This window comes from Bacillus sp. UNC437CL72CviS29, assembly GCF_000482345.1.
Lineage (GTDB): Bacteria > Bacillota > Bacilli > Bacillales > Bacillaceae_G > Bacillus_A > Bacillus_A arachidis.
The window spans coordinates 539,587-552,850 of record NZ_AXVB01000003.1 but is presented as its reverse complement, the minus strand read 5'-3'; the positions used below and the strand labels follow the sequence as shown (position 1 = coordinate 552,850).

Annotated in this window: 12 protein-coding genes; all 12 read right to left on the bottom strand. The window is 36.7% G+C overall.

All coding sequences use genetic code 11. The annotated features are described in order from the left end of the window. Window positions 1-7: 7 nt before the first annotated feature. The 12 genes from cotE to pgsA all read right to left on the bottom strand — a co-directional run bounded on the left by cotE (window position 8) and on the right by pgsA (window position 13,237). Entirely contained in the window at window positions 8-550 is a 543-nt protein-coding gene (gene cotE / locus M014_RS0103045; protein ID WP_026590392.1) for an outer spore coat protein CotE, read from the bottom strand. A gap of 129 nt (window positions 551-679) precedes the next feature. Beyond that, complete coding sequence (locus M014_RS0103040) at window positions 680-1,111, bottom strand: RicAFT regulatory complex protein RicA family protein (protein ID WP_026590391.1); 432 nt, start codon at window positions 1,109-1,111, stop codon at window positions 680-682. 3 nt (window positions 1,112-1,114) lie between these two features. Continuing rightward, a complete protein-coding gene (gene miaB / locus M014_RS0103035; protein WP_026590390.1) occupies window positions 1,115-2,644 on the bottom strand; it encodes a tRNA (N6-isopentenyl adenosine(37)-C2)-methylthiotransferase MiaB in 1,530 nt (509 codons plus the stop codon). Between the two features lie 398 nt (window positions 2,645-3,042). Next, window positions 3,043-3,909, bottom strand: a complete 867-nt coding sequence (locus M014_RS0103030; RefSeq protein WP_018764680.1) for a 2-oxoacid:ferredoxin oxidoreductase subunit beta — start codon at window positions 3,907-3,909, stop codon at window positions 3,043-3,045. After that, window positions 3,896-5,653 carry a 2-oxoacid:acceptor oxidoreductase subunit alpha gene (locus M014_RS0103025; protein WP_026590389.1) on the bottom strand — a complete coding sequence of 586 codons (1,758 nt, stop codon included), beginning with the start codon at window positions 5,651-5,653 and terminating at the stop codon, window positions 3,896-3,898. The genes M014_RS0103030 and M014_RS0103025 overlap by 14 nt, the downstream gene beginning before the upstream one ends. Before the next feature lie 257 nt (window positions 5,654-5,910). Beyond that, window positions 5,911-6,834 carry a dipeptidase gene (locus M014_RS0103020; protein ID WP_026590388.1) on the bottom strand — a complete coding sequence of 308 codons (924 nt, stop codon included), beginning with the start codon at window positions 6,832-6,834 and terminating at the stop codon, window positions 5,911-5,913. 61 nt (window positions 6,835-6,895) lie between these two features. Next, on the bottom strand, window positions 6,896-7,156 hold the full coding sequence (gene spoVS, locus M014_RS0103015; protein WP_000404341.1) for a stage V sporulation protein SpoVS: 261 nt from the start codon (window positions 7,154-7,156) through the stop codon (window positions 6,896-6,898). A 148-nt stretch (window positions 7,157-7,304) separates the two neighbouring features. Continuing rightward, the gene (locus M014_RS0103010; protein WP_003199419.1) at window positions 7,305-8,099 is read right to left on the bottom strand and encodes a TIGR00282 family metallophosphoesterase; all 795 of its coding nucleotides are present in this window, start codon (window positions 8,097-8,099) and stop codon (window positions 7,305-7,307) included. A gap of 130 nt (window positions 8,100-8,229) precedes the next feature. Next, window positions 8,230-9,792, bottom strand: a complete 1,563-nt coding sequence (gene rny, locus M014_RS0103005) for a ribonuclease Y (RefSeq protein WP_026590387.1) — start codon at window positions 9,790-9,792, stop codon at window positions 8,230-8,232. Window positions 9,793-10,224: 432 nt separating this feature from the next. After that, window positions 10,225-11,256: a recombinase RecA gene (gene recA / locus M014_RS0103000; protein ID WP_026590386.1), complete on the bottom strand. Its 1,032-nt coding sequence runs from the start codon at window positions 11,254-11,256 to the stop codon at window positions 10,225-10,227. A gap of 143 nt (window positions 11,257-11,399) precedes the next feature. Next, on the bottom strand, window positions 11,400-12,638 hold the full coding sequence (locus M014_RS0102995; protein ID WP_026590385.1) for a competence/damage-inducible protein A: 1,239 nt from the start codon (window positions 12,636-12,638) through the stop codon (window positions 11,400-11,402). A gap of 20 nt (window positions 12,639-12,658) precedes the next feature. Beyond that, window positions 12,659-13,237 (bottom strand): CDP-diacylglycerol--glycerol-3-phosphate 3-phosphatidyltransferase, encoded by a 579-nt coding sequence (gene pgsA, locus M014_RS0102990; protein WP_001052962.1) that lies wholly within the window; start codon window positions 13,235-13,237, stop codon window positions 12,659-12,661. Between the last annotated feature and the right edge of the window lie 27 nt (window positions 13,238-13,264).

The window sequence follows — 13,264 nt, the reverse complement described above, 5'->3', positions numbered from 1 at the left end:
CTTTCTATTATTCTTCTTCTGCATCTACAATAAAATTTGGATCTAACTCTTCAAATTCATCGTCATCTACTTCAAAATTATCCTCAGCCTCTGGACATCCATCTGGATTTACATTTACACACATTTTTGTTTCACCGACCACTTCAGTTACAAATTCACGCTCTACAGTTACAACAATTTTGTTACCATTTGGTGAAACGATTGCTTCTAAACAATTAGGATGTTGAATAACACGGGTAATAATTTCTAAATCTTCACCCGAAAAGTTTTTGTCACGATATCCAACATTGATTTCATCCGTATAACTAACACGTTCTGTTACAACTTCTGTTTTTGTGTTTTCATTAAATGAATACCACGTATTCACATCGTAGTATCCTTCAATTTCTACAGACTTCCCATTCTTTCTTGCTTCATATGTGTGATTAATTACCCAACATCCGAGAATACTCGTCGGTTCATGATTTGATTCACATGTATGCGTTGACTTTGTATACCTACGTCCTTTTCCCACTACTGCCTTTGTAATAATCTCTCTAAATTCGGACATTCGGAACCCTCCTCAATCAATATTCACTTAATCATATGCGTGACAATAGCGGAATGTGTCATTCTTTTTTTGACAAAAGACTATAGAGTAGAATAAAAACAAAAAAAAGATGTCCATAAGACATCTCTCTTAACAACCACAGTTTCCTTTTTTACTCTCTACTTCAGCACCTGTTTCACCTTTTAACACATTGCCACCAGTTGAAATTAAAATTTCATCTGTTACGTTATTAGAAATGGTACTTGCTACAAGCTGCAGTAAATCATTTACATATGTTTGTGAAGATTTAAATTCCTGTACAACCGGAATGCTATCAAGTTTATCTTGCAGAGCATCTATTTCCGCTTCTACTTTTTTCAACCCTTCCCATTTCCCATAATGCTGCAGGTTTACTGCTTGTTTTTGCAGTACTTTAATTTCATCTATTGCACGTTTGACATTTTCATTTTTATGAATTTGTGCTTCCGCACGTTTAAAGAAATCTACTTCTTCTGTTTCAGAAATCATTTTCGCCAATTCTTTTGCTTGCTCAACAATTTCATCTTTTGTATAAACTTTCATCTATTATTTCACCTCGATCGGCTCCTCAACCAATTCCCCGTTTAGAGACCAAGTTTTTGCTTCCGTTACTCTTACTTTCACAAGCTGACCAATTGCAGATTTTGGAGCTACGAAGTTTACCAGCTTATTAGTACGTGTATAACCTGCAAGTACATCAGGGTTATTTTTACTTTCTCCATCAACTAATACTTCAACAATTTTACCTTTATATCGTTTATTCTTTTCTATAGAATATTCATTAACTAGTGCATTTAAACGTTGTAAACGCTCTTTTTTGACTTCCATCGGTACATTATCCTTCATTTTTGCAGCAGGTGTACCTTCACGTGGAGAATAAATAAATGTAAATGCACTGTCAAAACCTACTTCGCGATATAACGACATCGTTTCTTCAAATTGCTCGTCTGTTTCATTTGGGAAACCAACGATAATATCAGTTGTTAATACGGCATCAGGAATCGCCTCTTTAATTTTACGTACAAGTTCTAAATAATGTTCCCGTGAATATTTACGTGCCATAATCTTTAGCATATCTGTACTTCCAGATTGCACTGGTAAGTGGATATGTTCAACTAAATTACCGCCTTTTCCAAGCACTTCAATTAAGTGATCATCAAAATCACGTGGGTGACTTGTTGTAAAGCGAACACGTGCTATATCAATCTTACGAAGTTCATCCATTAAATCGCCAAGACCATATTCTAAATCTTCAAAGTCTTTACCATATGCGTTTACGTTCTGACCAAGCAACGTAATTTCTTTATATCCATTTGCAGCTAAATGACGAATTTCATTAATAATATCTTCTGGACGGCGACTACGTTCTTTGCCACGTGTATACGGTACGATGCAATATGTACAGAATTTGTCGCATCCATACATAATGTTTACCCATGCTTTAATATCACCACGACGTACTTTCGGAAGGTTTTCAATTACATCTCCTTCTTTAGACCATACTTCAACAACTGTTGCTTTTGAGAACATCGCATCCTTTAAAATGTACGGTAAACGGTGAATATTATGTGTACCAAATACCATATCTACATGCTGGTTTTTTTGCATAATTTTGTTTACAACGGATTCTTCTTGAGACATACAACCACACACACCGATTAAAAGATCCGGATTTCTTTGTTTTAATGGTTTTAAATGTCCAAGTTCCCCAAATACTTTATTCTCAGCGTTTTCACGAATAGCACAAGTATTTAATAGAATCACATCTGCATCTTCTGTCGAAAATGTTGGTTCATATCCAAGCGCTGTAAAAATACCAGCCATTACTTCTGTATCATGCTCATTCATTTGACATCCATAAGTACGGATATAAAACTTTCTTCCTGCACCAAAGTTACGAAACTCTTCTGGCAAACCAAAATCACGTTCAATTTTAACTTCTTCTTTCCCGCGCTTTTTCGCATCTTTTAAAGAAGGCGGCTGATATACACTTTCAAAGTATTTACTGTAATCTTTTTCTCCTTTTTTCATAGAAGAATTGGCTTGTTGACTTGCTAATCGTTGTTGCTCGTTCATGGGTAATCTCCTTTCAACCTTAACTCTACACACTCTGTAGTCCATTTTGATGACAATTAGACCCATCTTAAAGATTAGGATAGTTTGAGAGATAGCTTGCCCCTTTGAAACTCGAGTAGTCGATCTAACCATCCGTAAGAATGGAGTCCTCCCGACACCAATAGACATTCCCTTTTTTGTTGTTTTAACTTTGTCCTAAAAAACATATTACTTTATTCCTATACACACTATCATAGTATAAGATGTTTAGCCAAATTTAACAACAAAGAGACCATACCATACCCACTTACTTCAGCGCACAAACCCATTTAACTAACAAGACGATACACTTATTATTTTAACATTCTGAATTTTATGAGTGAATAAAAAAGCTGCCATTAAGCAGCTTTTTATTACGATTACATAAACTCAGCAACGAGTTCATCAAACATTTTTTGATCCATTTGTAAATCAGCCTGCACTAAAGGTTTTTCACTATATCCCTTTACAAGTTCTTGATAAGAAGGCTGTTCTGTATTTTGATAAATTAAACCCGTTACTAAACCTTTGTTTTCCATTAATGTTTGCATAGCAATCATACGATTAGATGGATCGTATCCTTCGACTGTGCTTAGTTTTGTTAAATTCTCTTTAAACCAGTCATACGTATTTACTTTATTATAAGTTACACATGGACTGAATACATTAATTAAAGAGAACCCTTTATGCTGAATACCAGCTTCGATAAGCTGCGTTAATTCTTTTAAGTCACTTGAAAAGCTTTGCGCCACAAATGTCGCACCAGCTGTTAATGCCATTTCCATTACAGATAACGCTGGTTCAATTGAACCTTGCGGTGTACTTTTCGTTTTAAAGCCGGCTTCACTACGTGGTGAAGTTTGACCTTTTGTTAAACCGTAAATTTGGTTATCCATAACAATGTAAGTAATGTCAATGTTACGACGAATCGAATGAATTGTATGTCCCATACCGATTGCGAAGCCATCTCCGTCACCACCAGATGCGATAACTGTTAAATCACGGTTTGCCATTTTCACGCCTTGTGCAATTGGCAGTGCACGTCCATGAATACTATGAACGCCATATGAATTAATGTAACCCGAAATACGACCCGAACAGCCAATTCCAGAAATAACAGCTAATTCATCTGGGTTTAAACCAACGTTAGCTGCTGCACGTTGAATTGCAGCTTGCACTGAGAAGTCTCCGCAACCTGGACACCAGTTTGGTTTTACACTGTTACGAAAGTCCTTAAATGTTGCCATTTAATACAACCCCTTTTTTGCATTCGTTGTAAATTTCTTTTGGTAGGAATGGATTCCCGTCATATTTTAACAGACTAGAAATTTTCTCACCATTGCCAAGATTCATTTTCATAATGTTAGTAAGCTGACCAGTTGCATTGTTTTCTACTACAACAACGCGTTTTGCTCCCTTCACAAGTGGAAGAATTTCATCAGTTGGGAACGGATGAATTAAACGAACGTGAGCATGATTTACTTTTAATCCTTCTTGCTCTAAGCGCTCCATCGCTTCTTCAATTGCACCACGAGTAGAGTTAAAGCCAACTAACAATACATCAGCGTCATCATACTTAGCATTTTTGTAAACAGGGGTATTAAACTTTAAATTCTCCATTTTACGGAAACGTTTGTCCATTTGTGCTTTACGATTTAGTGATGATTCAGAAGGTTTACCAGTTTCATCATGCTCTACACCTGTCACATGGTGAATACCATTTTTCATACCAGGTAAAACGCGTGGCGAAATACCATCTTCTGTCACTTCGTAACGTTTAAAGTAAGCTTTATTTTCACGCTCTGGTAACTCTACTTGTAAATCAAGCTTACCGCGGCGAATTTCTACTCTATCTAACTTCAGTGGTTCTACAGTTTGCTTTCCTAAAGAAAGCTGTAAATCTGTTAAGAAAATAACAGGAACTTGGTATTCTTCTGCTAAGTTAAACGCTTCTACGATATCATAGAACGCTTCTTCAACAGTACTTGGTGCCATTACGATTTTTGGAATTTCCCCATGTGTACCGTAAATCATCGCCATTAAATCAGACTGCTCTTGTTTTGTTGGTAAACCAGTACTTGGGCCACCACGTTGTGTATCTATGATAACAAGAGGTGTTTCTGTAATACCAGCTAAACCAATTGCTTCCATCATTAAAGATAGGCCAGGTCCTGCTGATGCTGTTAATGTACGTACACCAGCATAGTTCGCACCAATTGCCATTGTACAAGCGGCAATTTCATCCTCTGTTTGGATGACTGTTCCGCCTACTTTTGGTAATTTTTTAATTAAGTATTCCATAATTTCAGAGGCAGGTGTAATTGGATATGCTGACATAAAACGTGCACCGCCAGCTACTGCACCAAATGCAATTGCATCGTTACCGATCATAAACATACGTTTTTGACCATCAGCTTTTTCAAGCTGCATCATATTTACTTTTTCACCAAGTAATTCTTTCATATATTGAGAGCCGCGTTTGATTGCTTCCATATTCTTCTGAACGACTTGCTCTCCCTTGCGACCGAAAATTTCTTCAACAACTTCTAAATATACAGTTTCATCTAATCCTAATACCGCACTAGATGCTCCAACGGCAACCATGTTTTTCATTAATGATGTCCCTAATTCAGAGGCAATATCTGTAAAAGGTATTGCATATAAATTCACATCTGCACTTTCTGGTATAGTTGGATTAAATTTTGCATCTGCAACAACAATCCCACCCGGGCGTAATTCGTGGAAGTTAAAGTCAATTGTTTCTTGATCAAATGCAATTAAAATATCTAAATCATCAGATATCGCACGTACTTCAGTTGTACTTACGCGAATTTTATTATTTGTATGACCACCTTTAATTCGTGATGAAAAGTGGCGGTAACCGTATAGGTAATACCCTAAGCGGTTTAATGCAATACAGAAAATTTCTCCTGTACTTTCAATCCCTTCACCTTGTTGTCCTCCAACTTTCCATGAAAGTTGACTAATCATCTCCTACACCCCTTTTGGCTGCATTCATTGTAGTGTATTTTTTTACAGTAATAGTGTAGCACTTTTTGTGCAAAGAAACTACAATGGACGCAAATTATACCTCTTCAGACTTCCCTGAATCTTTTGCATAATCTTAATTCGTCTACAATTCTAGCCTTACAATGAAAAAAATGCAATGATTTGGTCTGATTTTTATTAATTTTTTAACTTTTCTAACTATTTGAATTTAAATTTAAAAGACAATATAAAATAAGCATCTAGAAAAGAATATGATCAATGAAATTATCATATAAAAACCTTTTGACATTTGTTTCACTGTATCGCTTACTCAGTTCATTGATTACACATTCATAATGTCGATACGCCTCTAGACCGACAACCATTTTTGTAATACCATCAAAATCCGAACCAAACCCTATATTACGCTCTCCTCCAAGTGAACAAATATGCTCCACATGCCGTAATATGTCATCTATATAAGCAGGCCTTTGATTGCTTAAAAACTCCGGAACGAAAGTTACACCAATTACACCATCTTTTTGAATAAGTGCTTGTACTTGTTCATTTTTCAAATTACGCGGGTGTTGACAAAGCTCATAACAATTTGAATGTGATGCAATTGGATATTGGGCAATTTCTATCACATCCCAAAAACCTTTTTCGTTTAAGTGAGACACATCTGTCCATAAACGAAACGAATTCAGTTCTTCTACAACCTTCCTACCAAACGTAGTAAGTCCTGCTCCTCTCGTTTCAAGTGCCCCATCAGCTAATAAGTTTGCATGATTCCAAGTGAGTCCCATAGATCGAACTCCTAAGCGATAGAGCGTGAGCAATTTCATCATTTCTTTTCCAATTGGTTCGCCGCCTTCTAATGTTAAAATGGCACCAATTTCATTGGGTCCTAACTGCTCTATGTCTTTTTTTGTTTGAATCAATTTCATATTTGGTAGCGATAATACCTGCTTATAAAATATATCTACCATAGCTAGCGCGGCTTCAAAACGTTGTTCATATGGCACTGTTTCTGGGACATATATCGCAAAGCATTGAACGCTTCCTTTTCTTTTTTCCAGCTGTTCAAATGTAATATGTAAAGAGGGATCGTTTTGAAAATCCTTCTTTCCTTTTGAACTCCATAGTTGCCATAATACATCACAATGTGCATCAAAAACTTTCACTTTTATCCCCCTTCCTCATAAAAACAACCTGTTTGCATAAAAGCAAACAGGTTGTTTAAACTTAACGAGGTTCTACAATTAATTTTATTGCTGTACGTTCTTCACCATCAATCATAATGTCTGTAAAAGCCGGAATACAAATTAAATCTAAACCACTAGGCGCTACAAATCCTCTTGCAATTGCTACTGCCTTCACGGCTTGATTTAATGCACCTGCGCCAATAGCTTGGATTTCTGCTGTTCCGCGTTCGCGGATAACCCCAGCAAGTGCACCGGCTACAGAGTTAGGGACCGAAGTTGCTTTAACTTTTAATATTTCCATTCCTCGTTTCCTCCTCGTTTCTTTAAAAAGTATTAGCGATTATTTCACTTTAACTTATATTCACGAGGAAAGACATGTATTCCTGCTTAATTTCTGTAATTTTTCTAAAAAATTAAAATATAATGTTTTTTCTAACTTTTAAATTATATTATTCAAAAAATGGCTGATCATCATTGATTAAAATACGTTCAATTTTTTTAGCTTTTCCAGTATTTGGATCAACATCAATTAACACTGCGCTTAACTGTGTTCTTCCATTTGTTACTTCAAAACGTACAGGTAAATTCGTTAAAAACTTCTTCAGTACAGCTTCACGATCCATCCCTAAAATTCCATCATATGGACCAGTCATTCCAACATCTGTAATGTAAGCTGTCCCACTTGGTAAAATACGATTATCTGCTGTTGGAACATGCGTATGTGTCCCTACTACTGCTGTAGCACGTCCGTCTACATACCAACCAAGTGCTTGTTTTTCACTTGTTGTCTCAGCATGAAAATCAATAAAGATAATATTTGTGCGCTTTTTCGCAATGTTAATTAATTCATCCACTTTTCGGAACGGACAATCAATTGGCGGAAGGAACGTACGTCCTTGTAAGTTAATTACTGCTACTTCTGTACCGTTACAATTTACAAAAATAAGTCCTTTTCCTGGTGTTCCCTCCGGAAAGTTGGCTGGTCTTGCAAGATATTTAGCATCATCAATAAATTCAAACACTTCACGGTTATCCCAAGCATGATTCCCAAGTGTAACTGCTTGTGCACCGCACTCTAAAAAGTTCCGGTAAATTTTCTCTGTAATACCACGACCACCTGCAGCATTTTCTCCATTAATAATTGTTACAGTAGGCGTATATTTTTTCTTTAACGCTGGTACGTATTGTTGAATCATACCTCTTCCAGGGGACCCTACTACATCTCCAACAAATAAAATTCTCATATGTCTTACCCTTTCTATGTACTGCTTATTTTATTACTATCCGCAAATAGCGAGATCCAAGTTGTTTACAAACAATTTATTTTATATTGCCCAATCCCAACACAAAAAAATAAAGTGGTGCTTCACCACTTTATTTTGCGTATTCCACTGCACGTGTTTCACGAATAACGGTTACTTTGATATGTCCTGGATAATCCAGTTCATTTTCAATACGTTTTCGAATATCCCGCGCTAAACGATGAGCTTCTAAATCATCGATTGTATCAGGTTTTACCAAGATGCGAACTTCACGTCCTGCTTGAATTGCAAAAGATTTTTCTACTCCTTCATAGGATTCTGAAATCTCTTCTAACTTCTCAAGACGACGAATATAGTTTTCAAGTGTTTCACTACGAGCTCCTGGTCTTGCAGCTGATAACGCATCTGCTGCCGCAACTAAAACCGCAATGATGGAAGTTGGTTCTGTATCACCATGGTGAGATGCGATACTATTAATAACAACCGGATGCTCTTTATATTTCGTTGCGAGTTCAACACCAATTTCAACGTGACTACCTTCTACTTCGTGGTCAATTGCTTTTCCAATATCATGCAACAGACCTGCTCGTCTCGCTAATTTTTCGTCCTCGCCAAGCTCCGCTGCCATCAGTCCTGTTAAGTACGCTACTTCCATAGAGTGTTTCAACACGTTTTGTCCATAACTTGTACGGTATTTCAAACGACCTAAAATCTTAATTAAGTCTGGATGTAATCCGTGGACACCTACTTCAAACGTTGTTTGTTCCCCAACTTCGCGAATGTACTCATCCACTTCACGTCTCGATTTTTCGACCATTTCCTCAATACGCGCTGGGTGAATACGTCCATCCTGTACGAGCTTATCAAGAGCGATACGAGCTGTTTCACGACGAATTGGATCGAATCCTGATAGAATTACCGCTTCTGGCGTATCATCAATAATAAGGTCAATACCTGTTAACGTTTCTAACGTACGAATATTACGACCTTCGCGTCCGATAATACGTCCCTTCATTTCGTCATTTGGAAGATTTACAACCGAAACGGTTGTTTCAGCAACATGATCAGCCGCACATCTTTGCATTGCAAGAGATAAAATCTCTTTTGCTTTCTTATCCGCTTCTTCTTTCGCACGAACTTCACTTTCTTTTACCATAACGGCAATTTCATGAGAAATTTCACTTTCCACTTTCCCTAAAATGATCGCTTTCGCTTGTTCGCGTGTCAGATTGGAAATGCGCTCTAATTCTGTTTGTTGCTTTTGAACTAACTCTCCCACTTTGCTTTCCAACTCTTCAATCTGTTGTTGTCTCGCTACAAGAGATTCCTCTTTCTTTTCTAACATTTGCTCGCGTTTATCGAGCGTTTCGTCTTTACGATCAAGGTTCTCTTCTTTTTGCATTAAACGATTTTCTTGTTTTTGTAATTCGCTTCTACGGTCACGAATTTCTAATTCAGCTTCTGTACGAAGTGTATGAATTTCATCCTTTGCTTCTAAAAGCGCTTCTTTTTTAAGTGCTTCTGCTTCGCGATTCGCATCGTCTAAAATACGTCTCGCTTCATTCGCTGCACCATTAATCTTCGCTTCTGCAATAGACTTTCGAACAAAAAAGCCAACAACTGCACCGACTGTTGCAAGCAAAATGGAGATGAGTATCCAAACTGTACTACTCATGATTTCACCTCCCCTTGCTATGAATGAAAAAAGACTGTCGGCATGTACATTGAATTGCAACGTACAGCAAAGACCGTCGCCCCGCTTTTTTAAGGGACTTTCTTCATTTCACAATTAAAATGTCATATTATTATTTCGAAAAGGTATAGAACCTACCCCGAATGTTACTTCTCTTCTAGAGAAGAGTGTATCGTATATAAGAAAAAATATACATTCTCATTGTATCTATCGCATTTTTCATTGTCAAGCGTTGTCTACTTTTACTTTCTTTACCTTTGTCATGTAAATCTTCTTTTTACAAAAAAAGTTTATACTCATCAATGATAACAACCCTTACTAAATCAGTTCTAACAAAGGAAAAAACCTTACAAAAAGGCCTTGTTACATATTATTGTGAGATAAAAAATAAAAGACACGGAGTCGTGTCTTTTATTAATCAAGAAGAGTTCCATCTTCCATACTTTCAGCAGCAGAATCTTCACTAATTCCATGGTGCTCACGAATAAAGAATGCAATTTCATCTCTTACATCTGGATTTTCTTTTAAGAACTGCTTCGCATTTTCGCGTCCTTGTCCTAAACGTTCTTCATTATAAGAATACCAAGCACCACTTTTTTGAACGATATCAAGTTCAGAAGCCATATCTAAAATTTCGCCTTCTCGTGAAATTCCTTCTCCATACATAATATCAACTTCAGCAACACGGAAAGGAGGTGCCACTTTATTTTTTACTACTTTTATTTTCGTTTTGTTACCAACAATGTCATTACCTTGCTTTAATTGCTCAGCACGACGTACTTCAAGACGGACTGTTGAATAGAATTTCAACGCACGACCACCTGGAGTTGTTTCTGGATTCCCGAACATAACCCCAACTTTTTCACGAATTTGGTTAATAAAGATTGCAATTGTTTTTGATTTATTAATCGCACCAGAAAGCTTACGAAGTGCTTGTGACATTAAACGCGCTTGTAAACCGACATGAGAGTCACCCATTTCCCCTTCGATTTCCGCTTTTGGTACAAGAGCCGCTACAGAGTCAATTACGATGATATCAATTGCACCGCTTCGTACTAATGCTTCTGCAATTTCTAAACCTTGTTCTCCTGTATCAGGCTGTGATAATAGTAACTCATCAATATTAACACCTAACTTTTGTGCATATACCGGATCCATCGCATGCTCAGCATCAATAAATGCTGCTTGTCCACCTTGACGTTGCACTTCTGCAATCGCATGTAAGGAAACTGTTGTTTTACCTGAACTTTCAGGTCCGTAAATTTCGATAATACGGCCACGTGGGTAACCACCAACACCTAAAGCTACATCAAGTGCTAATGAACCACTCGGTACCGTAGAAATTCTACGTTCTGCCTGTTCTCCTAATTTCATAATAGAACCTTTACCGAATTGCTTCTCTATTTGTTTTAACGCCATATCTAATGCCGCTTGACGATCACTCATTCAAAATTCCTCCTTAACTGAATTGCTAATCTCATTATACCTATTTTCATATCAATTTGCCAACAAAAATCGAACATTTATTCGATTTTTTTGTTTTCTATAGAAGAATGTATGATTTTCATTACAAAAAAGCTAGAAGAGGTTTAAATCTCTTCTAGCTTTTTATACAAATGATAAAATCCATATTTCACAGAGCGTTCTCGAATTTGCTGACGGCTTCCGCTTAATTTAAGAGAAAAAACAATAGTTGGTTCATTCTTTATCGCTAAACCTACAAAAACAGTACCAGGTTCTTTATTTTCCGAAGCATTTGGTCCTGCCACTCCAGTGAAGCTAACACCAATATCTGTCTTCAATAATGTTTTTACATTTTCAGCAAGATAACGCGCACATTGTTCGCTTACAGCACCAACTGTTTGTAATACTTCTTCAGGTACTTGTAAAATATGTTGTTTTACATCGTTATGATAGCAAATTATGCCGCCTTTAAATACAGAAGATACACCCGCGTTTTCTGTTACTTGATTTCCAAACAGACCGCCTGTTAAACTTTCCGCAGATGCTAAAGTTAAACCTTTTTTCTTCAATAAATCAATTGCTTTATTATGAAGAAAATCTTGGTTATAACCGTAGAAAAATTCCCCTACTCGCTCTAAAATCAAATCTTCTACATGTTGAATGAGCACGTCTGCTTGCTTTACATCACGATGTTTAGCGGTCAAACGCAGCGTTACTTCCCCATCCGAAGCTAGCGGAGCAATTGTTGGATTCGTTTGACTATCAATTAAATCTTGAACTTTCACTTCCAGTTGGGATTCTCCAATGCCGAAAAAACGAAGAACACGGGAATATATATGCTCTTCAGTTGTAAAGTTACGTAAAAATGGCTCTACGTAACTTGTATACATCGGTTTCATTTCTTTTGGTGGGCCTGGTAATAGAATATAAACCTTCTCGTTCTTAGCTAACCCCATACCCGGAGCCATACCATGATCATTTGCAAATACAGTCGATCCTTTTAAAACAAGTGCTTGCTTCTTGTTGTTTTCTGTGAATTCACGCCCTGTACGTTTAAAATATTCACTAATTGACGTTAATGCCACTTCATCATAAACAAGTTCTTCTTGCAAAGTTGAAGCAATTGTTTCTTTCGTTAAATCATCTTTTGTCGGTCCTAATCCACCAGTAAAAATAAGTATATCCGCACGCTTCTCTGCAATTTGAATTGCTTCTTGTAACCGCTGATTATTATCACCTACAACAGTATGATAATACACATTGATTCCAATGGATGCTAATTTTTCAGATAAAAATTTCGCATTTGTATTTGTAATTTGTCCGAGTAACAATTCCGTTCCAACCGCAATAATTTCGGCATTCATTCCGATTCCCCCATAAGCTGTTATTTTGAATTTACAAAAGCAGCTCTATTTTTCCAGAAATAGTCCCATCCAGAAATAACTGTAAAGATAAGCGCAATCCATATGAAAATATCTGCGACTGGAATATGGATTAAATTTAACGGTACATCATGCAATAAATACGCTGAAATTGCGATAATTTGTGTCCATGTTTTAATTTTCCCTAACATATTAGCTGCAACAACCTCACCAGTTCCAGCCAATATAAGACGTAATCCTGTTACAGCAAACTCACGACTAATGATTACAATAACAATCCAAGATGGAACATATTGCATTTCTACTAATGTAATAAGCGCAGCTGAAACGAGTAACTTATCAGCTAATGGATCAAGAAACTTCCCTAAATTTGTTACAAGGTTATATTTTCTTGCATAATGTCCATCAATCCAATCTGTAGCCGAAGCAACAATAAAAATAATTGCTCCTACTAAATGTTGAATTGGTAAATCCACATTTCCAACTGTATATGTTCCCCAGTTAAAAGGAGCTAACATAATTACTAAAAAAATTGGAATTAAGCAGATTCGAGATATTGTAATTTTATTTGGTAAATTCACAGCTATTCCTCCATCATGTCAAAAACA